General features: G+C 67.0%; 23 protein-coding genes. 20 read left to right on the top strand and 3 right to left on the bottom strand.

The features are described 5' to 3' along the window. The 8 genes from CAFEL_RS06115 (at position 1) to metK (ending at position 8,888) form a co-directional block, all read left to right on the top strand. Positions 1-480 carry a carbamoyl-phosphate synthase domain-containing protein gene (locus CAFEL_RS06115; protein ID WP_194559333.1) on the top strand — a complete coding sequence of 160 codons (480 nt, stop codon included), beginning with the start codon at positions 1-3 and terminating at the stop codon, positions 478-480. 23 nt (positions 481-503) lie between these two features. After that, positions 504-3,887 (top strand): carbamoyl-phosphate synthase large subunit, encoded by a 3,384-nt coding sequence (gene carB / locus CAFEL_RS06110; RefSeq protein ID WP_194559332.1) that lies wholly within the window; start codon positions 504-506, stop codon positions 3,885-3,887. Further along, positions 3,887-4,714, top strand: coding sequence for an orotidine-5'-phosphate decarboxylase (gene pyrF, locus CAFEL_RS06105; protein WP_194559331.1), 828 nt, complete (start codon positions 3,887-3,889; stop codon positions 4,712-4,714). Before carB ends, pyrF begins: the two co-directional genes overlap by 1 nt. 222 nt (positions 4,715-4,936) lie before the next feature. After that, entirely contained in the window at positions 4,937-5,260 is a 324-nt protein-coding gene (gene mihF, locus CAFEL_RS06100; protein ID WP_034999332.1) for an integration host factor, actinobacterial type, read from the top strand. Between the two features lie 2 nt (positions 5,261-5,262). After that, positions 5,263-5,850 carry a guanylate kinase gene (gmk, locus tag CAFEL_RS06095; RefSeq protein WP_194559330.1) on the top strand — a complete coding sequence of 196 codons (588 nt, stop codon included), beginning with the start codon at positions 5,263-5,265 and terminating at the stop codon, positions 5,848-5,850. A 35-nt stretch (positions 5,851-5,885) separates the two neighbouring features. After that, a complete protein-coding gene (rpoZ, locus tag CAFEL_RS06090) occupies positions 5,886-6,182 on the top strand; it encodes a DNA-directed RNA polymerase subunit omega (protein ID WP_194559819.1) in 297 nt (98 codons plus the stop codon). 89 nt (positions 6,183-6,271) lie between these two features. After that, entirely contained in the window at positions 6,272-7,525 is a 1,254-nt protein-coding gene (gene coaBC, locus CAFEL_RS06085) for a bifunctional phosphopantothenoylcysteine decarboxylase/phosphopantothenate--cysteine ligase CoaBC (RefSeq protein WP_194559329.1), read from the top strand. A gap of 145 nt (positions 7,526-7,670) precedes the next feature. Next, positions 7,671-8,888, top strand: a complete 1,218-nt coding sequence (gene metK, locus CAFEL_RS06080; RefSeq protein WP_194559328.1) for a methionine adenosyltransferase — start codon at positions 7,671-7,673, stop codon at positions 8,886-8,888. Here metK and CAFEL_RS06075 read toward each other — a convergent pair. The 3 genes from CAFEL_RS06075 to CAFEL_RS06065 are packed head-to-tail and all read right to left on the bottom strand — an operon-like array spanning position 8,885 to position 11,104. After that, positions 8,885-9,742 carry a hypothetical protein gene (locus CAFEL_RS06075; RefSeq protein ID WP_194559327.1) on the bottom strand — a complete coding sequence of 286 codons (858 nt, stop codon included), beginning with the start codon at positions 9,740-9,742 and terminating at the stop codon, positions 8,885-8,887. The two genes, metK and CAFEL_RS06075, sit on opposite strands and share 4 nt — an antisense overlap. A gap of 3 nt (positions 9,743-9,745) precedes the next feature. Further along, positions 9,746-10,105: a hypothetical protein gene (locus CAFEL_RS06070; RefSeq protein ID WP_194559326.1), complete on the bottom strand. Its 360-nt coding sequence runs from the start codon at positions 10,103-10,105 to the stop codon at positions 9,746-9,748. Between the two features lie 15 nt (positions 10,106-10,120). After that, positions 10,121-11,104 carry a polysaccharide deacetylase family protein gene (locus CAFEL_RS06065; protein ID WP_194559325.1) on the bottom strand — a complete coding sequence of 328 codons (984 nt, stop codon included), beginning with the start codon at positions 11,102-11,104 and terminating at the stop codon, positions 10,121-10,123. Positions 11,105-11,240: 136 nt separating this feature from the next. On the opposite strand from CAFEL_RS06065, the gene CAFEL_RS06060 reads away from it, so the two are divergent. The 12 genes from CAFEL_RS06060 to rapZ all read left to right on the top strand — a co-directional run bounded on the left by CAFEL_RS06060 (position 11,241) and on the right by rapZ (position 23,852). After that, positions 11,241-13,250 (top strand): primosomal protein N', encoded by a 2,010-nt coding sequence (locus tag CAFEL_RS06060; protein WP_194559324.1) that lies wholly within the window; start codon positions 11,241-11,243, stop codon positions 13,248-13,250. A gap of 40 nt (positions 13,251-13,290) precedes the next feature. Then, positions 13,291-13,782, top strand: coding sequence for a peptide deformylase (gene def, locus CAFEL_RS06055; RefSeq protein WP_194559323.1), 492 nt, complete (start codon positions 13,291-13,293; stop codon positions 13,780-13,782). Positions 13,783-13,795: 13 nt separating this feature from the next. Beyond that, on the top strand, positions 13,796-14,725 hold the full coding sequence (fmt, locus tag CAFEL_RS06050) for a methionyl-tRNA formyltransferase (RefSeq protein ID WP_194559322.1): 930 nt from the start codon (positions 13,796-13,798) through the stop codon (positions 14,723-14,725). Next, entirely contained in the window at positions 14,722-16,200 is a 1,479-nt protein-coding gene (locus CAFEL_RS06045; RefSeq protein WP_194559321.1) for an RsmB/NOP family class I SAM-dependent RNA methyltransferase, read from the top strand. The genes fmt and CAFEL_RS06045 overlap by 4 nt, the downstream gene beginning before the upstream one ends. 10 nt (positions 16,201-16,210) lie before the next feature. Then, complete coding sequence (gene rpe / locus CAFEL_RS06040; RefSeq protein WP_194559320.1) at positions 16,211-16,873, top strand: ribulose-phosphate 3-epimerase; 663 nt, start codon at positions 16,211-16,213, stop codon at positions 16,871-16,873. After that, the gene (gene ribD, locus CAFEL_RS06035; RefSeq protein ID WP_290171959.1) at positions 16,870-17,868 is read left to right on the top strand and encodes a bifunctional diaminohydroxyphosphoribosylaminopyrimidine deaminase/5-amino-6-(5-phosphoribosylamino)uracil reductase RibD; all 999 of its coding nucleotides are present in this window, start codon (positions 16,870-16,872) and stop codon (positions 17,866-17,868) included. The genes rpe and ribD overlap by 4 nt, the downstream gene beginning before the upstream one ends. Then, on the top strand, positions 17,849-18,436 hold the full coding sequence (locus CAFEL_RS06030; RefSeq protein WP_194559319.1) for a riboflavin synthase: 588 nt from the start codon (positions 17,849-17,851) through the stop codon (positions 18,434-18,436). Before ribD ends, CAFEL_RS06030 begins: the two co-directional genes overlap by 20 nt. Before the next feature lie 11 nt (positions 18,437-18,447). Further along, the gene (locus CAFEL_RS06025; RefSeq protein WP_194559318.1) at positions 18,448-19,701 is read left to right on the top strand and encodes a bifunctional 3,4-dihydroxy-2-butanone-4-phosphate synthase/GTP cyclohydrolase II; all 1,254 of its coding nucleotides are present in this window, start codon (positions 18,448-18,450) and stop codon (positions 19,699-19,701) included. 23 nt (positions 19,702-19,724) lie between these two features. After that, positions 19,725-20,210, top strand: coding sequence for a 6,7-dimethyl-8-ribityllumazine synthase (gene ribH, locus CAFEL_RS06020; RefSeq protein WP_194559317.1), 486 nt, complete (start codon positions 19,725-19,727; stop codon positions 20,208-20,210). Between the two features lie 77 nt (positions 20,211-20,287). Further along, a complete protein-coding gene (locus CAFEL_RS06015; protein ID WP_194559316.1) occupies positions 20,288-20,821 on the top strand; it encodes a PH domain-containing protein in 534 nt (177 codons plus the stop codon). A 3-nt stretch (positions 20,822-20,824) separates the two neighbouring features. Then, positions 20,825-22,885, top strand: a complete 2,061-nt coding sequence (uvrC, locus tag CAFEL_RS06010; protein ID WP_194559315.1) for an excinuclease ABC subunit UvrC — start codon at positions 20,825-20,827, stop codon at positions 22,883-22,885. Between the two features lie 55 nt (positions 22,886-22,940). Continuing rightward, positions 22,941-23,852, top strand: a complete 912-nt coding sequence (gene rapZ / locus CAFEL_RS06005; RefSeq protein WP_228496168.1) for an RNase adapter RapZ — start codon at positions 22,941-22,943, stop codon at positions 23,850-23,852. Positions 23,853-23,866: the final 14 nt, after the last annotated feature.

Here is a 23,866-nt window from a genome sequence, read left to right as displayed (position 1 = left end):
ATGTCTGACAACACCACCAAGCAACCCCAGCGCACGCGCGCGACGCTCGTGCTTGACGACGGCTCCGCCTTCCCCGGCTTCATCTTCGGGGCGACGCCCGCAGCAAACACCTCGGATGAGATCGCCGGCGAGGTCGCCTTCACCACCGACATGTTCGGCTACGAGCGCGAACTGTGCGAGGCCGAACGACAAGGCCAGATCCTTGTTTTCGCCTCCCCGCAGGTGGGCAACGTCGGCTGGACCGGCGAGGGCGCGTCCGGCAGCACCGAGATCACCGCCGCAGCCGTAATCGTGCGCGACGTCGCGCGCATTGCCTCCAACCACAACGCCCAGCGCACCCTCGCCGAAGAGCTTGTGGCGCAAGGCGTCACCGGCCTGTGGGGCGTGGACACCCGCAAGCTTGTCCGCCACCTGGCAAACGCCGCCCGCGAGGGAAAGACGGTGCGGGGCCAGGTCACCGTCGATAAGCACGAAGCCTAAGAGAAAGACCAGGAGATACAGACATGAAGCGCAACGACCTAAACCACGTCCTGGTTATCGGCTCCGGCCCGATCGTGATCGGCCAGGCCTGCGAGTTCGACTACTCCGGCACCCAGGCGTGCCGCGTGCTCAAAAACGAGGGCCTGCGGGTGACGCTGGTGAACTCCAACCCGGCGACGATCATGACCGACCCGGAGTTCGCCGACCACACCTACGTGGAACCGATCGAGCCCGGCTACATCGACCGGATCCTCGCCCGCGAGGCAGAGCAGGGCCACCCGGTGGACGCGATCCTGCCCACGCTCGGCGGCCAGACCGCCCTGAACGCTGCAATCAAGCTGGACCGCCTCGGCATTTTGGAAAAGCACGGTGTGGAGCTCATCGGTGCCGACATCGAGGCCATCGAGCGCGGCGAGGACCGTCAGAAGTTCAAAGACATCGTGGAGAAGATCGGCGGCGAATCCGCGCGCTCCCGCGTGTGCTACACCATGGAAGAGGTCGAGGAAACCGTCGCGGAGCTGGGCTTCCCGTGCGTGGTGCGCCCCTCGTTCACCATGGGCGGCCTCGGCTCCGGCCTGGCCTACGACATGGAGGATCTGCACCGCATCGCCGGCGACGGCCTGGTGGCCTCGCCGGAGGCGAACGTGCTGATCGAGGAATCCATCCTGGGCTGGAAGGAAATCGAGCTGGAACTTATCCGCGACTCCGCGGATAACTGCATCGCCATCGCCACCATCGAGAACGTGGACGCGATGGGCGTGCACACCGGCGACTCCGTCACCGTGGCTCCGGTGCTGACCATGACCGAGCCCGAGGTGACCACCATGATCGAGCAGGGCAAGGCCATCATCCGCGAAGTCGGTGTGAAAACGGGCGGCTGCAACATCCAGTTCGCCATCAACCCTAAAGACGGCCGCATGATCACCATCGAGATGAACCCGCGCGTGTCGCGTTCGTCCGCGTTGGCGTCCAAGGCCACCGGCTATCCGATTGCGAAGATGGCCACCTTGCTCGCCATCGGCTACACCCTCGACGAGATCCCGAACGACATGACCGGCGGGGAGACCTCGGCGCTAGCGGAGCCGTCGCTGGACTACGTCATTGTGAAGATGCCGCGCTTCGCCTTTGAGAAGTTCCCGGGCTCCGACGAAACCCTGGGCACGTCCATGAAGGCGGTGGGCGAGGCCATGGGCATCGGCCGCAACTACATCCAGGGCCTGAATAAAGTCATGCGCTCGATGGAGGACAAGCCGAGCGGCTTTTGGACCCGCCCGGACGAGTACTTCGCCGGCGAGCGCGCCACCGACGTCGCCGCGGTGCTTGAGGACCTGAAGGTGCCCACCGACAAACGCCTCTACGACGTGGAGCTCGCGCTGCGCCTCGGCGCCAGCGTGGACGAGGTGTACGAGGCCTCCGGCATCGACCCGTGGTTCCTGGAGGAGCTTGTCGCACTCATCGAATTTAGGCAGCAGCTTGTCGACGCCCCGGTGCTCGACGCCGAGCTTTTGCGCGAGGCGAAGGCGTTTGGCCTGTCCGACGCCCAGATCGCCGCGCTGCGCCCGGAACTGGCGGGGGAGTCCGGTGTGCGCCAGCTGCGCTGGTCGCTGGGCATTACCCCGACGTTTAAGACGGTGGACACCTGCTCCGGCCAGTTCGACGCGAAGGTGCCGTATCTGTACTCCGCCTACGAGCTCGACCCGGACGCGGAGTCGGAGGTTGTGTCCTCCTCCGGTTCTGCTTCTGCTTCCTCTCCCGCGAGCGCTGGCGAGCGGGAGAAGGTGATCATCCTCGGCTCCGGCCCGAACCGCATCGGCCAGGGCATCGAGTTCGACTACTCCTGCGTCCACGCGGCGCTTGAACTGTCGCGCGTGGGTTACGAGACGGTGATGGTCAACTGCAACCCGGAGACCGTCTCCACCGACTACGACACCGCTGACCGCCTCTACTTCGAGCCGCTGACGTTCGAGGACGTCATGGAGATCTACCGCGCCGAAGCCGCCACCGGAACCGTCGCCGGCGTGATCGTGCAGCTGGGCGGCCAGACTCCGCTGGGGCTTGCGCAGCAGCTTGAAGACGCCGGCGTGCCCGTGGTTGGCACCTCTCCCAAGGCCATCGACATGGCGGAGGACCGCGGCGAGTTTGGCAAGGTGCTCGACGCGGCGAACCTGCCGGCACCGGCCTTCGGCACCGCCACCACTTTCGAAGGCGCCCGCGAGGTTGCGGACCGCATTGGTTACCCGGTGCTGGTGCGCCCCTCCTACGTGCTAGGTGGCCGAGGCATGGAGATTGTCTACGACGAGGACAACCTGCGCGACTACATTAACCGCGCCACCGAGCTGTCCCCGGACCACCCGGTGCTGGTGGACCGCTTCCTGGACAACGCCATCGAGATCGACGTCGACGTGCTCTGTGACGGCACGGACGTCTACCTCGGCGGCGTGATGGAGCACATCGAGGAAGCCGGCATCCACTCCGGCGACTCCGCCTGCGCGCTGCCGCCGATGACGCTGGGGCCGGACGACATTGCCAATGTCCGCCGTTCCGCGGAAGCTCTCGCGCACGGCATTGGCGTGAAGGGCCTGATGAACGTGCAGTTCGCGCTCAAGGACGACATCCTCTACGTCATCGAAGCCAACCCGCGCGCGTCGCGCACCGTGCCGTTCGTGTCCAAGGCCACCGGCGTGCACCTGGCCAAGGCCGCCGCGCGCATCATGATGGGCTCCACGATTGCGCAGCTGCGTACCGAAGGGTTGATCCCGTCCGACTACGACGGCGGTTCGCTGCCGATGGAGCACCCGATCGCGGTGAAGGAAGCGGTGCTGCCGTTTACCCGGTTCCGCCGCCCGGACGGCGCGCTGCTGGACACCATTCTCGGCCCGGAGATGAAATCTACCGGCGAAGTCATGGGCCTGGCGCCGTCCTTCGGAGTGGCGTACGCCAAGGCGGAGGCCGCGGCATTCGGCGAACTGCCCACCGAAGGCACCGTGTTCGTCTCGCTTGCCAACCGCGACAAGCGCACCCTGATTTTCCCGATCCAGCGCCTGTCCACCATGGGATTCAAGGTCTTGGCAACGGAGGGCACGGCGCAGATGCTGCGCCGCAACGGCATCGAATGCGAGGTCGTGCTCAAGGGATCGCAGGTGCGTGAGGGCGCTGAGGGCAAGTCCATCGTGGACCGCATCCTGGAGGGCGAGATCGACCTGGTGCTTAACACTCCAGCTGGCTCCGCAGGTGCGCGCCATGACGGCTACGACATCCGCGCGGCCGCCGTTATCGCCAATGTGGCCATCATGACCACCGTGCAGGGCGTCACCGCAGCAGTGCAGGGCATCGAGGCGACCCGCGCCAAGGAGTTCTCCGTGACCAGCCTGCAAGAGCTCGAACACGGCAAGACGGAGGCGAAGTAATGGCGGCACAGGGCTTCGGCGAGCGCCTCGTTGAGGCCGGTCGGGAGTACGGCCGACTGTGCGTGGGCATCGACCCGCACGCCGCGCTGCTTGAACAGTGGGGTCTCGAGGACAATGTCGAGGGCCTGCGGGCGTTCTCCGAGACCTGTGTGGAGGCCTTCGCCGGCCACACCGCGGTGGTCAAGCCGCAGGTGGCGTTTTTCGAGCGCTTCGGCTCAGCCGGATTCGCGGTGCTCGAGGACACGCTCTCGCAGCTGCGTGAGAGCGGCACCTTGGTAATCGCCGATGCGAAACGCGGCGACATCGGGTCCACCATGGCGGGCTACGCGGCGGCCTGGCTAGCGCCGGGTTCTCCGCTGGAGGCCGACGCGCTGACTTTGACACCGTACCTTGGTGTCGGCTCGCTCAACCCGGCGATCGAGCTGGCGGCCCAGCACGGCAAGGGCGTGTTTGTCATGGCCGCCAATTCCAACCCGGAAGCGGTGGCGCTGCAGACCGGCACTATCGACGGAAAGATGCTCTCGCAGCGGATGGTGGATGAGTGCGCGGAGTACAACCGTGGCGACGATCCTGAATACATTGGGCACGTCGGTGTGGTCGTCGGCGCGACTGTGCAAAACCCTCCGGTGCTGGACCAGCTGAACGCGCCGGTGCTGATGCCGGGCGTGGGTGCGCAAGGAGCGACGATGGACGATGCCCAGGCGATCGCAGGTGAGGTTGGACACCTCGTTTTCCCCAGCGTTTCCCGCTCGGTCCTCGCGGCAGGACCGGAAGTCGCTGAGCTGCGTAAACGCGTATCTGACCTGGGGAAACAGGCGAAAGGCTAGGGTGTATTTACCGCCTAGCAAAATCCCTGGTAGTTTAATTCCGTCGCACGGTGACGTGGAGAAATGCGGTGCATAACGCGCTCCGCAGCACCGTTGCAGAAAAAGCAGTGTTAGACTGTGCCGGACGTGGCGAATTGCACCGATGACATTCGGCGGAGTGCGCCCCGGATCCGGCACATGTCGGACTGGACAAATGTTCGTAACTATCACATGGAGGAACCCGTGGCACTTCCACAGTTGACCGATGAGCAGCGCAAGGCAGCACTTGAGAAGGCTGCTGAGGCCCGCAAGGCTCGTGCCGAGCTGAAGGCATCCCTCAAGCGCGGCGAGACCACGCTCAAGGACGTCCTGGACAAGGCTGACACCGACGAGATCATCGGCAAGACCAAGGTCTCCGCACTCCTCGAGGCTATGCCGAAGGTGGGCAAGGTCAAGGCTCGCGAGATCATGGAGGAGCTGGAGATCGCTCAGACCCGTCGTCTGCGCGGCCTCGGCGACCGTCAGCGTCGCGCGCTGCTCGAGCGCTTCGGCTACGAAGAGAACTAAACGTGTCCGAGGTGGCTCCCCGCGGACAGCTGGTCGTTCTGGCTGGCCCGTCTGCGGTGGGAAAGTCGACGGTGGTGGGCGGCCTTCGCACTGCCGTACCGGATTTGTACTTCTCCGTCTCCATGACTACCCGCGCACCGCGTCCGGGTGAGGTGGACGGCAAGGACTACTTCTTTGTCACCCCCGAACACTTCCAGGGCCGAATTGACCGCGGAGAGATGCTGGAGTGGGCCGACATTCACGGAGGCCTACAGCGCTCCGGCACACCTGCCGGTCCGGTGCAGGAGGCCATGGAAGCCGGACGCCCCGTTCTCGTCGAAGTTGACCTGGCAGGCGCACGCAACATCAAACGACTGCTGCCGGAAGCGCGGACCGTGTTTTTGGCGCCGCCGTCGTGGGATGTGCTCGTCCAGCGCCTCACTGGGCGCGGCACTGAGACTCCAGAGGTGATTGAGCGCAGGCTCACCACCGCCCGGAAGGAGCTCGACGCTCAGGGCGAATTCGACACCGTGGTGGTCAACGACGACGTGGATGCGGCGGTGGCGGCCATCGCCGGCATTCTTCAAGGCACATCTTCCAACAACAGTTAGCGAGTGGGTTACACGTGAGCAACACAACTAAGGATCTGTCCGAGACGTCCGCTGCCGAGGAAACCCCCCAGCAGGAAAACGTCTACGACACTCCGGAGGGCATTACGGCGCCCCCGATCGACGAGCTTTTGACGAAAGTGTCGTCGAAGTACGCGCTCGTCATCTTCGCAGCGAAGCGTGCCCGCCAGATCAACAGCTTCTACCAGAATTCCGAGGACGGTGTCTTCGAGTTCGTGGGACCGCTGGTTTCCCCGGAGCCGGGCGAGAAGCCGCTGTCGATCGCTCTGCGCGAGATCGAGGCAGGCCTGCTCGAGCACGAGGAAGGCCAGTAAGCCTGTCGCGCAGCAGTAGCGCACGGTAGGTCACCGCCGCCGCCCAGCAACACCGCTGGGCGGCGGCGGTTTTTGTATGCTTGGGGCTCATGAGCGAAGCCCAGAATTCGGCCCAGAATCCAACGCAACCGCTGCGTGTAGTCATTGGAGTATCCGGCGGAATCGCCGCGTACAAGGCGTGCCACCTGGTTCGCAACTTCAAAGAGGCGGGGGACGAGGTTCGCGTCATCCCGACCACAAACGCGCTGAACTTCGTTGGCGCCGCCACGTTTGAAGCGCTGAGCGGCAACCCGGTGGACACCAGCGTCTTCACCCGCGTGGACGAGGTGCAGCATGTGAGGGTGGGGCAGGAGGCGGATCTGATCGTCGTGGCGCCCGCGACGGCGGACCTGATTGCCCGGGTGGCCGCCGGACGGGCAGACGACCTGCTCACCTCCACCATTCTCGTGGCTACGTGTCCGGTGGTGCTGGCGCCAGCCATGCACACGGAGATGTGGCTCAACCCGGCGACGCAGGTGAATGTCGCAACGCTGCGCGAGCGCGGGATCACCGTGCTCGAGCCCGCGCACGGGCGGCTTACCGGTAAAGACACAGGTCCTGGGCGCTTGCCGGAGCCGGATGTGATCGCCCAGCTGGCGCGCACTGTTTTGAGCACGAACGGCACGACAGCGTTCACCCAGACGCTTGCGGGCAAACGAGTGCTGATCAGCGCGGGTGGCACCCAGGAGAACATCGACCCGGTGCGCTACATCGGCAACCGGTCCTCCGGCAAGCAGGGCTACGCCCTGGGCGACATCGCCGCGCAGCGCGGCGCGAAAGTGACCATCGTGGCGGGCGCGACCGACGAGCTGGAACCGCCGTCGGGTGCGGAGGTAGTCAAGGTCGGCTCCACCCGCGAGATGCGGCAGGCGATGGTGGATCGCGCACCGGACGCTGACGTGGTGATCATGGCGGCCGCGGTGGCAGATTTTCGTCCAGAAGCGGAAGCGAACACGAAGCTGAAGAAGGGCCAGGCAGACGACGCGTTGTCCACGATCCGACTCACCGAAAACCCGGACATTCTCAAGGACCTCGTAGGCATGCGCGAGGCGGGACAGATCGCCGCGACCATTATCGGGTTCGCCGCGGAGACGGACAACGAGCTGGAAAACGGCCGCGCGAAACTCAAGCGAAAGGGCGCGGACATGCTCATGCTCAACTCCGTGGCCGGCGGTGGCGTGTTCGGGCAGGCCCGCAACCGTGGCTGGCTGCTCAGCGCCGGCGGGGGCGAAGAGGAGATTCCGGACGGCACTAAGCACGAGGTCGCAGTGCACATCTGGGACGCGGTAGAGCGTCTCGCGTAGTGACATTGCACATTTAGACAGCTTGGTCTATCGTGGGCATGGCTTAAACGACGTGCCGCTTCCGTTTCAGCCTGTACTCAGCTGAGCCGCCCAGCAGGTGCGCCGGAACGCAACCCGTCCGCCCAAATGCAAAGGAAAGACTGCTTTGTCCACTGATACGTACTTCCGCTTGTTCACAAGCGAATCGGTCACCGAGGGCCACCCCGACAAGATTTGCGACGCGATCTCGGACACGATCCTGGACGACATGCTCGCCCAGGACCCGGACGCGAAGGTGGCCGTGGAGACCCTCGCCACGACCGGTCAGGTGCACGTGGCGGGAGAGGTGCGGACCTCCGCCTACTCAAACATCGCCCGGATTGTGCGCGAGAAACTGGTGGAGATCGGCTTCGACTCCTCCGAGGTCGGCTTCGACGGCCGCAGCTGCGGCGTGAACATCGCCATCGGCGACCAATCCACGGAGATCCACGATTCCGTGGTGACCTCCCAGGAGGTCCGCGAGAACACCTCCACCGGCGCGGAGGACCAGACCGGCGCGGGCGATCAGGGCCTGATGTTCGGCTACGCCACCAACGAGACACCGGAGTTCATGCCGTTGCCGATCTCCACGGCGCACCGCCTGGCGCGCCGACTGTCCCAGGTGCGCCACGAGGGCATCGTGGACGGGCTGCGCCCGGACGGCAAGACACAGGTGACCTTCGCTTATGATGGTCAGACCCCGGTGTTCATCGACACGATCGTCATCTCCACGCAGCACGACCCGGACTTCACCGGCGAGCCGCTGGAGGCGGCGCTGCGCGAGCACGTGATCAACTGGGTGCTCAAAGACGCCGACCTGGAGCGTTACTACCGTGAAGACACCAAGGTGCTGGTCAACCCGTCCGGCTCCTTCATCCAGGGCGGCCCGATGAGTGACGCAGGCCTGACTGGCCGCAAGATCATCGTGGACACCTACGGCGGTATGGCCCGCCACGGCGGCGGCGCGTTTTCCGGCAAGGACCCGTCAAAGGTGGACCGCTCCGGCGCGTACGCGATGCGCTGGGTGGCCAAGAACATCGTCGCCGCGGGCCTGGCGGAGCGCGTCGAGGTGCAGGTCGCTTACGCCATCGGCCGCGCGAACCCGGTGGGTCTGTACGTTGAGACGTTCGGCACCGCCACCGAGGGGCAGACGGACGAGAGCATCCAGCAGGCGGTGGAGAAGGTCTTTGACCTGCGCCCGGAGGTGATCATCCGCGAACTGGACCTCAAGCGCCCGATCTACGCGCAGACTGCCGCATACGGCCACTTCGGCCGCACGGACATCGACGTGCCGTGGGAACGCACCAACAAGGTCGACGACCTCAAGGCCGCCGCCGGCGTCTAGTCCGTCTCCATCTTTTCTGCCGCCTGGTGGTTGCTCCAGGCGGCTTTTTCTCTCTCGGAGCGCTTGTGGTTGCGCAGCGCGACTACGCCGACAACGATGCCGATGATCACCGGCACCCAAATCTTGGAGTACTCCATCAGCCAGAGCGCCCACTCGGGCACCTCGGGCAGGTCGAAATTTGGCCAGTTGATGTCGGGCAGCGGCAAATCGAGCTTCGGCAACTCAGGTACCGGCAGGTCCATGTGCGGCAGCTGCCAGTCCGGCAGGTCCCAGTCGGGCAGAAAACCCAGCAACCACTTGAAAAACCGGGAGAGGATCGGCCCGAGCAGCAGCACGGCGAGCGCCCATCCACCCTTGCCCAAGCCTTCGGCCATGGGGATCAGGGTGCGCTTGAGCTCGCTGGACTCCATGGTTTCGCGACGGTGCGCGCCGCGTGAGCCAGCGGGAGGGTCGAACTCCACCACCGTGTCGCCTTCGCGGAACTCCACGCTCAGCAGCTCATCCAAGCCACTGACCCGCAGCTTCAGGTGCGGCTTCGCACGGTCGAGTCCCACCAGCATCGGTGTTTCCAGCTCGTCTTTCGGGCCGTCGCCGAACAGCGGTAGACGGGTGCTGGTGATGTCGTTGTAGCGGTGCTGCACCGCGCTGTCGACGCGCACCTCCATGCGCTCGGAGGGGTTTTTCGACCACAGTTGAAGGCGTTCTTTCAACGAACTTTCCGCGGTTGCTATCGTCCCCGGCTTCTCGGCTTCCTCGCCGGGCCAGCTCGCGTCCTCTGCGGCAAAGTCGCGGTCGAAGCCGACACGGACCTCGATCAGGCCGTAGTCGGGGTGGTTCAGGCTCCAAGTCTCCACCGGCTACACCGTCGCTTCGCTTCTCGACGAGCTGCCGCCCACCAACGACCCAAGCCCCATCGCCGCCGCGCAGGTCAACGCTGCGCCAAGCACATAGATGAACGTGCCGTCGTTGAAGTAGAGGGCCTTAGCAATCCAGAAGCCGAATCCGGCTAGCAGTGGCAAGGACCAGTTCGGGCGGAACGCGATGCCGTCGATAAGCCCGGCGATGGCGGCCACCGCGAAGATGTAGGCCACGACCGGCCACGGGCTGCTCACCGCGGGGATGAGCAGCAGCGGGCCGAGGGCGTAGGCGGCCACCGTGGCGTAGGGAACCGCTTTGAGCCAACCGGTGCGGGCGGTCTTCTGCGTTTGTTCACTCACGCCCGCAGTTTAGGTCTAATCCGCCCTCGTGTACACGTGACCGATTTCGGGGCGCTTGATCATTTCATCGAGCCCGACCGGATTGAGCCCCTTGGCGCGCAGACCGTCGATGACGCACTCCGCCGCGTCGACGGTGGGCTCGTGGATGTCGTGCATGAGGATGATGGAGCCTTCGCGCGCGCCGTCGACCGCACGCTTGCAGGTGGTGGTTGGGTTGCGGTGCTGCCAGTCTGCCGTGTCCACGTCCCAGATGGCCAGCGACATGCCGCGATCGCCGGCGGCGGAGGCCACGCGCGAATCGTAGGAACCGTACGGCGGGCGAATCCAGTGCGGCTCCACGCCGGCCTGCTTGTTCAGCGCGGCGTTCGTGCCGTCCAGTTGGGCGGCGATTGCGGCATCGGACTGCCTGGCCAGGTCGGGGTGGTCGACGGAGTGGTTACCGATGGTGTGGCCCTCGTCGCGGATCCGGCGCAGAATCTGCGGGTAGGCGTTGGCGTTGCGGCCCACCACGAAGAAGGTGGCGTGCGCGTCCTTGCGCTTGAGGATGTCCAGCAGACGCTCGGTGGAGCCGGGGACCGGGCCGTCGTCGTAGGTGATGGCGACGCAGTTGTAGCACTTCGGCGGCACGGGCGAAGGAGAAGGCTCCTGCGCGGGCACCACGGTGACGTCGGCCGGTTTCGCCGGTTCCGGCGGGCGCAGGTGCGGGGGCACGGCCTGCTTCATCTGGTTAGGGAGGCCGTCGTAGGCGCGGCGCCAGCCATCCTCGACGACGCTGCGTGCGTGGTCGGAGGAGCCGGTGATGAAAGCGGAGCTGCCGTCGATAGGCGAACCTGCTCCCTGCGCGAGGATGGGGCCGAAGGAATCGCCGGGGATGATCTGCGCGCCTTCCCGCAGGGCCAGCTGCGTCACTTTCGCCGCATCAGCGGAGGCGGGGGTAGGCGAGAGCGCCGCTGCGGCGAGGAGGGTGGCGGAGGCGACTACGGTAAACAGGCGTTTCATTAGGGTGGCGGGGTCTTTCAAACGCGCGTGAGAATGATTCCTTCAGCCTTATTAGTACCCCAAACAAGCCCCGAGTGGGCGATTGGGGTGTTCGCGCTCGAAGGCGGTGTCGGGCGGTGGTTTAGAATCCGGGGTCATGTCTGACACGCCCGCCGCCGAAGCCCCAGTCGCGCGCGTGTTGCCCATGCTCGGTCTCGCGCATCTGGACAGGCCCTTCGACTACCTGGTGCCCTCCCAGGATGCGGACGCGGTGCAGCCCGGGGTGCGGGTGCGCGTGCGCTTTGCGGGTCGGCTCGTGGACGCGGTGGTACTCGAGCGCGCTTCGAAATCGCGGCACGAGGGGTCGTTGCGCTTCATCGAGCGGGTCATCTCGCCGGAGGTTGTTGCTCCGGCGAAAACGCGCGAGCTTATCGACGCACTCGCGGACCGCTATGCGGGCGTGCGATCCGATATCTACCGCTCTGCTATCCCGGCGCGCCACGCGAAGGCGGAGGAAACGGACACCTCCACTCCCTGGGAGGAATTGGGGGAGGCCAGGGAGCCGGACTTGTCGGCGTGGACTGCGTACACCTTTGGCGAGTCCTTCGTGGACGCGGTGGTGGCCGGCAAGATTGCGCGGGCGGCGTGGCAGGTTGCACCGGGGGACGACTGGGCTGCGGCGTTGGCGTCGCTGGCGGCGAAGGTGGCGTTGGACGGGGCGGGCGCGCTGATTGTGGTGCCGGACCAGAAAGACGTGAACGCGTGCGAGGCGGCGCTGAAAGAGATCGTCGGTGCGCGGCAGGTGACAATCCTGACGGCATCGCAGGGACCGCAGGCGCGGTACTCGCGCTACTTATCGGTGCTGCACGGGCAGGGCCGGATTGTGGTGGGCACGCGCTCGGCAGCGTTCGCGCCGGTGGAAAACCTGCGGTTTGCGGCGCTCATGTTCGACGGCGACGACAACCTGGTGGACCCGCGCGCGCCGTACGTGCACGCGCGCGAGGTGCTGACAACGCGATCGGCGCAGGAGGGGTGCTCGTTGATTCTCGGCGGGCATGCACGCACGGCCGAGGCGCAGCTGCTGGTGGAATCCGGGTGGATGCATGAGCTGGTCGCCCCACGCCAGAGCCTGCGCACCCGTTCGCCGTACATCCACGCCGCGGGGGATTCGGACTTTGAGATGGAGCGCGACCCGCGCGCGAAGCAGGCTCGCCTGCCGTCGTCGGCGTTCCAAGCGGCGGCACAAGCGCTCGCGCGCGGTACCCCTGTGCTGTTCCAAGTGCCGCGCACCGGCTACATCCAGTCGCTCGCGTGCGGGCAATGCCGGACACCGGCGCGCTGCCGGTGGTGCAACGGGCCGCTGAGCCTGCCTTCGGGCGGCGAGGCCGCGGCGCCGACGTGCCGGTGGTGTGGGCGGATGGACCCGGCGCACGTGTGCCCGGCCTGCGGCTCGCGCAGGCTGCGCGCGGTGGTGTTGGGCACGGAGCGCACGGCGGAGGAGCTGGGGCGGGCCTTTGCCAAGTACAAGGTGATCACCTCTGGCGGCGAGAACGTGCGTGCGCAGGTGCAGCCGGGTCCGGCGTTGGTGGTAGCCACGCCGGGTGCGGAGCCGCACGTTGAGGGAGGCTACGGTGCGGCAGTGCTCCTGGACGCCTGGGCGCTGATGCAACGGCCGGACCTGCGCGCGGTGGAGGACACCTTTGCCAAGTGGATGGGGGCGGCCACGCTGGTGCAGCCGCACAGCGCCGGCGGGGAAGTGGTCGTGGTGGCAGAGCCCTCGCTGCCGGTGGTGCAGCACCTGATCCGCTGGGACGCGCGCGGGTTCGCAGCCCTCGAGCTGTCGCTGCGGCGCGAGGCGCGTTTCCCGCCGGCGGTGCACGTGGCGGTGGTGGATGCCCCGCGCGACGGGTTAGACGAGTTCTTCGCCCGCACCGAGCTACCCGAGCACGCCGAGCTGCTCGGCCCGGTGGACCTGCCGCCGGGGGTGCGGCTGCCGGGCGAATGGAACAGGCAGGCGCTCGGCCCCGCGCAGCGGATACTGGTGCGCACCCCGCTAGCCGGGCGCACCGCGCTGGGCAAGGCCCTTCGCGCGGGAGCGGTAGCGTGGACGACGGCGAAGCAGGACCTGCCGCTTCGCATCCAGGTCAATCCGGTGGACATCGGCTAGCTGGGTCGCGTGTTTGGGCGTGGCACTACACTTGCACCCCATGGCTATCCGCGACATCCGCCTGTTCGGCGACCCAGTGCTCAACACCGCTGCGGCAGAGGTCACGGTTTTCGATGCCGCCCTCGAACGGCTGGTCGCCGACATGCTGGAAACCATGGACCACGCTGGCGGGGTGGGCCTGGCCGCGAACCAGATCGGGCTTGCGCGCCGGATCTTTGTTTTCGACTGCCAGGGCATGCGCGGGCATATCGTCAACCCCGTGTGGGAACCGTTGGGCGACAAGATGCAGACCGGCGTCGAGGGCTGCCTGTCGGTGCCGGACGTGCGCGGGGAGGTCACCCGCCACAGGACGGTGGTGGCCCGCGGCCAGGACTGCTACGGGCGCCCGCTTACCCTGCGCGGCACCGGGTTGTTGGCGCGCTGCATCCAGCACGAAGCGGACCATTTGGATGGCGTGATGTTCATGCGCAGGATGGCATCGGAGCAACGCAAGGAAGCGATGGCGGCGATCCGGGCCGCCGACTGGAGCTAAGGAGAACGTTTTTATGCGACTCGTATTCGCCGGCACCCCCGAACCCGCCGCCGCGGCACTCGAGCGGCTCATCGCCTCCGACCACGAGGTCGTCGCGGTGCTCACCCGCCCGGACGCGCGCCGCGGCCGTGGGCGCACGCTGCACCCGTCGCCGGTCAAGGCGCTCGCCGTCGAGCACGGCATTGAGGTACTCACCCCGGAAAGCCTCACGCGCGACGACGCCATCCGGCAGCAACTGGAGGAGCTGGCACCTGACGCGATCCCGGTGGTGGCCTACGGCAACCTCATCCCGGCCGACATGCTGGACATCCCGAAGCACGGCTGGGTAAACCTGCATTTCTCTCTGCTGCCTCAGTGGCGCGGGGCGGCACCGGTGCAGGCTGCGATCGCCGCCGGGGACGCGGTCACCGGCGCGACCACCTTCCGAATCAACGAGGGCCTGGACACCGGCGACATCCTGGACACGTTGGAAACCGAGATCGGCGAGGCGGAAACCAGCGGCGAGCTGCTGGAGCGCCTCGCCTACGCGGGTGCTGACCTGCTGGTTGAAACCATGGATGCGCTGGAGGCAAGCACCGCGGAACCGACACCGCAACCGGAAGAGGGCACCTACGCCCACAAGATCACCCCTACGGACGCCCGAGTGGACTGGAACCAGCCGGCCGCCGTGATCGACCGCGGCATCCGCGCCCACACTCCGGCGCCGGGCGCGTGGACGATGCGCGGGGAGAACCGCTTCAAGCTCGGCCCGGTCACCCCGACCGGGGAGGGCTCGTTGGCTCCGGGTGAGGCCGCGTTTGGCAAGAATGAGGTGCTCGTGGGCACCGCCGACGGGGACGTGCGACTGGGCACGATCCAGCCGCCGGGCAAGAAGATGATGAACGCGGCGGACTGGGCCCGCGGGTTGGCCGCTGACGCGAAAGAAGGAGTGGTGTTCGAGTGAGCGGAGGATTCAGGTCGCGCTCCGCGGGACGGCGCGAGGACAAGCCGGCGCACCAGCGCAACCGGCAGCAGGGCCGCGGTGCAGCGCAGCAGCCTCGCAAGCAGGGCGGCGGGCGCCAGCGCTACACGGTGAAAGGGCGCCCGGCCAGCATCGGCGACCCGGCGCGCGAGGCGGCCTTCGAGGTGGTGCTGCGCGTCGTCCGTGACGGCGCCTTTGCCAACCTCACCCTGCCCAGCATCCTGCGCGAGCGGAAGATCACCGGCCGAGACGCCGCGTTCGCCACCGAGCTGGCCTACGGCACGTTGCGCAGCCTCGGGGTGCTCGACGCGGTGATCGCGAAGAACGCTTCGCGGGAGCTCGAACGGATCGTGCCCGAGGTGCTCGCCGCGCTTCGCCTGGGTGCTTACCAGCTGCTCTACACCCGCGTGGGCGATCACGCCGCGGTGGATACCTCGGTGCGGCTCGTCGAGGCTGCCGGCCACGAGAAGGCGAAGGGCTTCGCCAACGGTGTGCTGCGTTCCATCGCCCGCACGCCCGCCGACGAGTGGCTGCGCACCCTCGCCCCGGACAGCGAGCTGGGTGCGCTGGCGTTCACCCATGCCCACCCGGAGTGGATTGCGCACTCCTTCTCTGAGGCGCTCGGCGACAAGCGCGACGAGCTGGAGGCCGCGCTCGAGGCGGACTCGGCCCGCCCCGTCGTGCACCTGGTGGCGCGCCCGGGAGAGATCTCCGCGGAAGAGCTTGCGCTTAGCACCGGCGGCGAGCAGGGCACGTACTCGCCGTACGCGGTGTACCTGCCGGAGGGGGACCCAGGCCAGCTCGAGCCGGTGCGCGAGGGCCTCGCTGCGGTGCAGGACGAGGGCTCGCAGATCATCGCGCGCGCTGTCACCGAGGTCCCCGTCGAGCAGGATCAAGGCCGTTGGCTTGACCTGTGTGCGGGCCCTGGCGGCAAGGCTGCGCTCATCGGGGCGATCGCGGCTATCGATGCCGCCACGGTCGACGCCGTCGAAGTCAGCCCGCACCGCGCGGAGCTGATCTCCAAGACGGTGCGCGGCCTGCCGGTGACCGTCCACACCGCCGACGGGCGCGACCCGAAGCTCGAGCCGGGCTACGACCGCATCCTGGTGGACGCCCCCTGCTCCGGGCTGGGCGCGCTGCGTCGGCGTCCGGAGGCGCGCTGGACGAAGTCCGAAGACGACATCGCGGAGCTGACCCAGCTGCAGGAAGAGCTGCTCCAATCTGCCGTGAACCTGGCCAAGCCGGGTGGAGTGGTGGTTTACTCCACGTGCTCGCCGGATGTGCGCGAGACCCGGAGGATCGTCGAAAAGCAATTGGCGAAAGGCGGCGTGGAGGAGCTCGACGCCCGCGAGTGGGCGGCCGGCATGGAGGATGTGGGCGAGGGCCCGAGCGTGCAGATGTGGCCGCACCGCCACGGCACCGACGCAATGTTCTTCGCTGTGCTGCGCAAAAGCTAAGGTAGGGCCCATGATTCAGATCGCCCCCTCAATTCTGGCCGCGAACTACGCCGCGCTCGGCGACGACGTGCGCAAGGTGGCTAACGCGGACCTGATCCACGTGGACATCATGGACGGCCACTTCGTGCCCAACCTCTCCTTCGGCCCGGACGTGACCAAGGCGGTCAACGGTGTCACGGATCAGTTCCTGGACATGCACCTGATGATCGAAGAGCCGGAGCGTTGGTTCGAAACCTACGTCAAAGCCGGCGGCGACCGTCTCGTGTTCCACGTCGAAGCCGTGGGCGACCACGTCGCGGCCGCGAAGCAGTGCCGCGAGCTGGGTGTGCAGTCCGGATTTGCCATCAAGCCTGGTACCGCGATTGAGCCGTACCTGGACGATCTGGAGCACTTCGACCAGGTCATGGTCATGAGTGTGGAGCCGGGTTTTGGCGGCCAGAAGTTCATGCCGGAGGTCTTGGGCAAGGTGATGGTGCTGCGAGACCGCATCAAGGAGGCGGGCCTGGACACCATCATCGGCATTGACGGCGGCATCGCGAGCGCGACCATCGCGCAGGCTGCGGAGGCTGGCGTGGATGCGTTCGTGGCCGGTTCCGCGGTCTTCGGCGCCGACAACCCGGCAGAGGCGGTGGAGCGCCTGCGCGAGCTCGCCCGGGAGGCGGCGCAGGGGTGACCGAGGAACTCGGCGCCATCTCCGCGGCGATCGAGGCCGGCGAGTCCGTCCGGGGCGCTACCTCGCCAAATCCTCCGGTGGGCTGTGCGCTTGTCGACGCCTCCGGCGAGCTCATCGCCACCGGCGCGACCTCGCCGGCAGGCGGGCCGCACGCAGAGATCAACGCCCTGCGCGAAGCGGGCGAGCGCGCCCGGGGCGCTACCGCCGCGGTGACCCTGGAGCCGTGCAACCACACCGGCCGCACCGGGCCCTGCTCACACGCACTCGTGGACGCGGGAATTCGGCGGGTGGTGTATTTCACCGCCGACCCCGACGAAGCGGCCGCCGGCGGAGCCGATTATTTGCGCGCCCACGGCGTCGAGGTGGACTTTCAGCCGGTGCGGGTCGCGGCGCTGCAGCCCTGGCTGCGCTCGGTGCGCCTGGGCCGGCCGAGCGTGACGCTGAAGTTCGCCTCCACGCTCGACGGCTTCACCGCCGCGGCGGACGGCACGAGCAAGTGGATCACCGGCGAGGACGCCCGGGAGCTGGTGCACGCGGACCGCGCGAAGCTCGACGCGATTATCGTCGGAACCGGCACCGCGATCGCCGACGACCCGTCGCTGACCGCCCGGTTCCCGGACGGCAGCTTGCGCGAGCACCAGCCGCGCCGCGTGGTAATCGGGTCTCGGGAGGTGCCCGAGGGCAACCTCACCCGCTTAGGCTTCGAGCAGTACGCCACGCCTGCGGAGGCGCTGGACGCGCTGTGGGAGACCGGTGCGCGCGACGTGCTGGTGGAAGGCGGCGCGGCACTCGCCGCGAGCTTTCTCGAGCTCGATCTGGTTGACGCGGTGCAGGCATACATCGCGCCCGCGCTCCTCGGCGCCGGCCGCGGGGTGCTGGACCGCGCCATTGCAGGCACTATCGCCGACGCCCGCCGCTTCCGCACGACGCTCGTGCGGCCGGTGGGAAACGACGTGTTCATAGAAATGGAGAGAGATGTTTACGGGACTCGTTGAGGAAATCGGGGTGGTGGAGGAGCTTGAGCAGCTTGACGACGCCGTCCGGATCGCCGTCCGCGCCCCCAAAGTCACCGAAGATGCCGCACCCGGCGACTCGATCGCCGTGGACGGGGTGTGCCTGACGGTGGTGGACAACGCCTCCGGCACCTTCACCGCGGACGTGATGCGCGAAACCTTGGACCGCTCCCGGCTCGGCACCTACAAGGCCGGTTCCAAGGTGAATCTTGAGCGGGCGCTCGCCGCGGGCCAGCGCATGGGCGGCCACATCGTCCAGGGCCACGTCGACGGCGTGGCCGAGGTGGTCTCGCGCACCCCGTCGGAGCACTGGGAAGTCGTGCGCTTCACGCTGCCGCGCCAGCTTTCCCGCTACGTCGTCGAGAAAGGCTCCATCGCGGTCAACGGCACCTCTTTGACCGTCTCAGCGGTGGGTGAAGGCTACTTCGAAGTCTCGCTTATCCCAACCACGATGCGCGAAACCACCGCCGGCGAGCTCGCACCCGGCGACCCAGTGAACCTGGAGGCGGACATCGTGGCCAAATACGTTGAGAAAATGGTGCAGGGATAGGCTTGGACGGTATGACGTTGAATACGGTCGAGGAGGCTCTCGCCGCCATCCGCGCTGGCAAGGGCGTCGTTGTGGTGGACAGCGAGGACCGCGAGAACGAGGGCGACCTCATCTTCGCCGCCGAGGACGCCACCCCGGAACTGGTTGCCTTCATGGTGCGCCACACCTCCGGCTACATCTGCGTGTCCATGTCGGACGAGCGCGCCACCGCGCTCGAGCTGCCGCCGATGGTGGCGAACAACCAGGACCTGCACGGCACCGCGTACGCCGTCACCGTGGACGCGGCCACCGGCACCACCGGCATCTCCGCGCGCTCGCGCGCAACGACGATCGCCTTGCTTGCCGACGACTCCGCCACCGCCGCGTCCTTCACCCGCCCCGGCCACGTGGTGCCCCTGCGCGCCAAAGCAGGCGGAGTGCTGGAACGCCCCGGCCACACGGAGGCGGCCGTGGACCTGGCGCGGCTCGCGGGCAAGACCCCGGTTGGTGCGCTTTGCGAGATCGTCTCCGAGGACGACCCGACGGACATGGCGCGTGTCGGCGAGCTGCGCCGCTTCGCCGGCATCCATGGGCTGCCCATGATCTCCATCGAGCAGCTGGCCGAGTACCGCCGCCACCACGAGCGCACCGTCGAGCGCGTCGCGCAGGCGAAGCTTCCCACCGAGTTGGGTGAGTTCACCGCGGTGGGCTACCGCGACACTGTCTCCGGGGTGGAGCATGTGGCGTTGGTTGCCGGAGGCGTCGAGAAGCTTGCGCACGCTTCCGATGTGTTGGTGCGGGTGCACTCCGAGTGCCTCACCGGCGACGTGTTCGGATCCACGCGCTGCGACTGCGGCCCGCAGCTGCGCGAATCCATGCGGCGCATCCAGGCCGCCGGCCGCGGGGTGGTGGTCTACCTGCGCGGGCACGAGGGACGCGGCATCGGGCTGATGGCGAAACTGCAGGCCTACCGGCTGCAGGACGCGGGCCTCGACACCGTGGACGCGAACCTGGAGCAGGGCCTGCCGGCGGACGCACGGGAGTACTCCGCGGCAGGGCAGATCCTGGCGGATCTGGGGGTGGACACCTTCGAGCTGCTCACCAACAATCCGGACAAGTCCGACGCGCTGGCGGGTTACGGCCCCGAGGTGGCGCGCCGCAGTAGGATTGAGATCGTTCCCACACACGACAACATCGAGTACCTGCGCACCAAGCGCGACCGGATGGGCCACGACCTTCCTGGCGTGGCCGAGTGGCTCCACGCCCATCCGGGGTACGGAACCTAAAACGGACCCAAAAGGAGCTGTAAGTGGCATCGAGCGGAGCACCCGAGGACTATTCCATACAGGCGGAGGGTATGACCATCGCGGTGGTCTACACCCGCTGGAACGACAAGATCGTCGACCTGCTGCGCGCCGGCGCGCGGGATGAGGCCCGGGAGCTCGGCGTGAAGGTGGAGGAGTACGCCGTCGCAGGCGCCCTCGAGCTGCCGGTGGTTGCGCAGGCCTGCGCCAAGCGTTACGACGCAGTGGTCGCCCTCGGCTGCGTCATCCGCGGCGAGACGGCCCACTTCCAGTATGTGTGCGACTCCGTGACCGCCGGACTGACCCGCGTGGCGCTGGACGAACAGACCCCGGTGGGCAACGGCGTGCTCACCGTGGACGACGAGGACCAGGCCTACGAGCGCGCCGGCGGCGAGGACGCCAAGGAAGATAAGGGCGCGGAAGCCATGCGCGCCGCCGCCGGCACTGCTGCGGAACTGCGCAAAGTTCGCGCTCTGCCGTTGAAGGGTTAAGGTAACTCGGAGGGCGTGGGGCGGCCTTTGGGACGTCGACACGCAACAATGCTCGAGCGCTTGTAAGGAGTAAGGCAGTGGCTGAACAGCACCAAACCGCGGGACTTTCGGACCGGGACGAGATTGCCTACCTCAACGCGCTCGACCCGCACGCCACCACCACCACGAAACCCTGGGAACTCGAACTGACCTCGAAGTTTCTGCGCAAGGTGGCCGTGGGCTGGATTGTTTTGGTCATGGCTGTGCACGTGTTCATGTCCTGGGCTGTGGACGCCGAGTTCACCGGCGTGGCCATCACCAGCCTGGACAAGTTCGCCTTCATCGGTGTCGGCCTGATCATCTCCGTGCTGTCCTGGATCGCGCTGACGCGCCCGCGGGTGCGCGCGAACGAGGACGGCGTGCAGGTGCGCAACATCATCGGCACCCGCTTCTACCCGTGGGCCGTGATCTACGGGCTGAGCTTTCCGAAGGGCTCGCGCATGGCGCGCCTTGAGCTGCCGGAGTTCGAGTACGTGCCCCTGTGGGCCATCCAGTCCGGCGACAAGGAGCACGCCTTGAAGGCCGTGGAAGACTTCCGCGCGCTCGAAGCCAAGTACATGCCGCAGGATTAAGCGTTGGCGGATCCGCAAAGTTACCGCCCGGCGCCGGGCACCATCCCGACCGACCCTGGGGTATACAAGTTCCGCGACCGCGACGGCCGCGTCATCTACGTGGGCAAGGCCAAGAACCTGCGCGCGCGCCTGAACAACTACTTCCAGCCGCCGCACACGCTGCACCCGCGCACCCGCCAGATGGTCTACACCGGCGCCTCCGTGGAGTGGACCGTGGTGGCCTCCGAGGTGGAGGCGCTGCAGCTGGAGTACACGTGGATCAAGCGCTTCGACCCGTGGTTCAACGTCATGTACCGCGACGACAAGACGTACCCCATGCTCGCGGTGAGTGTGAGGGAGCGCTACCCGCGCGCGTTCTTCTACCGCGGGCCGAAGCGCAAGGGCGTGCGCTACTTCGGGCCGTACTCGCACGCGTGGGCTGTGCGCGAAACCCTCGACCTGCTCACGCGAGTGTTTCCCATCCGCACCTGCTCCAACGGCGTGTTCAACCGGCACGAGTCGCTGGGGCGGCCGTGCTTGCTCGGCTACATCGACAAGTGCGCCGCCCCGTGCGTCGGGCGCGTGGACGAGGCCGCCTACGACGAGATCGTGCAGGGCTTTTTGAGCTTCATGTCGGGCCGCACGGACCAGCTCGTGCGCGGGATCACCGCGCAGATGCAGGAAGCGTCCGAGAACCTGGAGTTTGAGAAGGCCGCCAGGCTTCGCGACGACCTCGGCGCCGTAAACAAGGTCATGGAACGCCAGACTGTGGTTTTGGGGCAGGACACCGATGCCGACGTCATCGCCTTCGACACCGACGAGCTGGAAGCGGCGGTGCAGATCTTCAACGTCCGCGACGGGCGCATCCGCGCCCAGCGCGGCTGGGTGGTGGAAAAAACGGGCGACGAGCCCGGGGCCGCCGAGCGTCTGGAACAGGGGCAGGCCGACCCGACCCTGCCTACGCTAATGCAGAACTTTCTGGTGCAGTACTACTCCGACGCGGTGGAGCGCGTGCGGCAGGAGCAGGAGGAAGACCGCACGATTGAGGCGCAGAAGGTGCGCCGCCGCGGCGTGGACCAGGAGTCGCGCGCGAAGGCAAAGACACCGATGCCGGTGCCGCGCGAGATCCTCGTGGAAACGCTGCCGGCGGAGCTGCCCGAGGTCGCCGAGCTGCTCGCGGAGTTGCGCGGCGGCCCGGTGGAGATCCGTGTGCCGCAGCGCGGCGACAAGCGCGCGCTGATGGAGACGGTGCACAAGAACGCCTCTGAGGCACTGCACCAGCACAAACTCAAGCGCGTGGGCGACCTCACCGCCCGCTCTCAGGCGCTGCAGGACATCCAGGACGCCCTCGGCATGGACGAGGCGCCGCTGCGCATCGAGTGCACCGACATCTCGCACATCCAGGGCACGGACGTGGTGGCGTCGCTCGTCGTGTTCGAGGACGGCCTGCCAAAAAAGAACGACTACCGCCGCTACCGCATCAAGGAGGCCGCTGGCGACGGCCGTTCCGACGACGTCGGCTCAATCGCCGAGGTGACCCGGCGCCGCTTCAAGCGCTACAACGAGGACAAGCTGGCGAACCCGGATGAGGTCGCAGATGCGCAGACGTTCGCGGACGAGGCGGACGAGTCCACAGGCGCGAAGCGGTTCGCCTACCCGCCGCAGTTGTTCATCGTCGACGGCGGCAAGCCCCAGGTCAACGCTGCGCAGGCGGTGTTTGACGAGCTGGGCATCGTGGACGTGCAGCTCATCGGACTAGCCAAGCGCCTGGAGGAGGTGTGGGTGCCGGACGACGACGAGCCGATCATCCTGCCCCGCAACTCCGAGGGCATGTACCTGCTGCAGCAGATCCGCGACGAGGCGCACCGCTTCGCCATCACATACCACCGCCAGCAGCGCTCCAAGCGGATGCGCGCCTCCGCGCTAGACGCGGTGCCGGGGCTTGGCCCCGCCCGTCGCACGGACCTGGTCAAGCACTTCGGGTCCGTGAAGAAGATCAAGGAGGCCTCGGTGGAGGAGATCCAGCAGGTCAAGGGCGTCGGCCCGAAACTCGCGGAGACTATCTACCAGCACCTGCACCAGTAAAAGGCAGACTGCTAATCGCCGGCGCTTCGCCCCGTCCTTGTCTAGGATGATCCCTATGCCCACGACATCCTCCGCACACGCATTGCCCCAGGAAGATTCCGCGACAACGATGCGCCCCGTGATCATCACGGGTCTGTCCGGCGGCGGCTTGTCCACGGCAGCGAAGATCTTCGAGGACAAAGGCTTTTTCGTCTCCCAGAACCTGCCGCCGCAGCTGATTTTGGAGCTGGTGGACTTGGCCGCTGCGGACGATTCTCCGGTGCAGCGGCTCGCGGTGGTCAGCGATATCCGCGCGGCGAAATTCAACGGCTCGCTCCTCGGCACCATCGCGACGATCCGGGAGCGCGGCCACGAGCCGTTCGTGCTGTTCTTGGAGGCCCGCGACGACGTGCTCATCCGCCGCTTCGACTCGGTGCGCCGCACCCACCCTCTGCAGGGCGACGGCACTCTGCAGTCCGGCATCGAGCACGAGCGGGAGGAGATGGAGGAGTTGCGCGCCTCCGCGGACGTCATCATTGACACATCCAACTTGTCGGTGCACGACCTGCGCCGGGCGGTGGAGGCCTCCGTCGGCGAGCTGCCGGTGGGCCGCCAGCACGTCACCATCGAATCCTTCGGGTTCAAACACGGCTCGCCGCGCGACGCTGATATTGTGCTTGACGTTCGTTTCCTGCCAAACCCGTACTGGGTGGAAGAGCTCCGGGAATTCCGTGGCGTCGACCAGGCGGTGTCCGACTATGTGCTCAACCAGGACGGTGCCCGCGAATACGTGGACAACTTCGTCGACCTGCTTTCCAGCACTTTGGGCGGCTACCGCCACGAGGGCAAGGATTTCATCACTGTCGGCATCGGCTGCACGGGCGGGCACCACCGCTCGGTGGCGGTGGCGGAGGCCGTCGGAAAGCGTTTGAGGCAGCAGGGCAAGGTGGATGTCAACGTGATCCACCGCGATCTTGAGCGCCACTAAGCGAGTCGGTTAGG

It is taken from the genome of Corynebacterium afermentans subsp. lipophilum, assembly GCF_030408375.1.
Taxonomy (GTDB): domain Bacteria; phylum Actinomycetota; class Actinomycetes; order Mycobacteriales; family Mycobacteriaceae; genus Corynebacterium; species Corynebacterium lipophilum.
Note: the sequence above shows the minus strand (reverse complement) of the source record. Positions and strands in the feature narration are given on the sequence as shown.

Bases quoted from the DNA above. Each gene is read 5' to 3' on its own strand.
- CAFEL_RS06025 (WP_194559318.1), top strand. From the start codon at position 18,448: ATGACGTTGAATACGGTCGAGGAGGCTCTCGCCGCCATCCGCGCTGGC.
- carB (WP_194559332.1), top strand. From the start codon at position 504: ATGAAGCGCAACGACCTAAACCACGTCCTGGTTATCGGCTCCGGCCCG.
- rpe (WP_194559320.1), top strand. From the start codon at position 16,211: ATGATTCAGATCGCCCCCTCAATTCTGGCCGCGAACTACGCCGCGCTC.
- pyrF (WP_194559331.1), top strand. From the start codon at position 3,887: ATGGCGGCACAGGGCTTCGGCGAGCGCCTCGTTGAGGCCGGTCGGGAG.
- coaBC (WP_194559329.1), top strand. From the start codon at position 6,272: ATGAGCGAAGCCCAGAATTCGGCCCAGAATCCAACGCAACCGCTGCGT.
- CAFEL_RS06065 (WP_194559325.1), bottom strand. From the start codon at position 11,104: ATGAAACGCCTGTTTACCGTAGTCGCCTCCGCCACCCTCCTCGCCGCA.
- rapZ (WP_228496168.1), top strand. From the start codon at position 22,941: ATGCCCACGACATCCTCCGCACACGCATTGCCCCAGGAAGATTCCGCG.
- CAFEL_RS06115 (WP_194559333.1), top strand. From the start codon at position 1: ATGTCTGACAACACCACCAAGCAACCCCAGCGCACGCGCGCGACGCTC.
- CAFEL_RS06060 (WP_194559324.1), top strand. From the start codon at position 11,241: ATGTCTGACACGCCCGCCGCCGAAGCCCCAGTCGCGCGCGTGTTGCCC.
- fmt (WP_194559322.1), top strand. From the start codon at position 13,796: ATGCGACTCGTATTCGCCGGCACCCCCGAACCCGCCGCCGCGGCACTC.
- CAFEL_RS06030 (WP_194559319.1), top strand. From the start codon at position 17,849: ATGTTTACGGGACTCGTTGAGGAAATCGGGGTGGTGGAGGAGCTTGAG.
- def (WP_194559323.1), top strand. From the start codon at position 13,291: ATGGCTATCCGCGACATCCGCCTGTTCGGCGACCCAGTGCTCAACACC.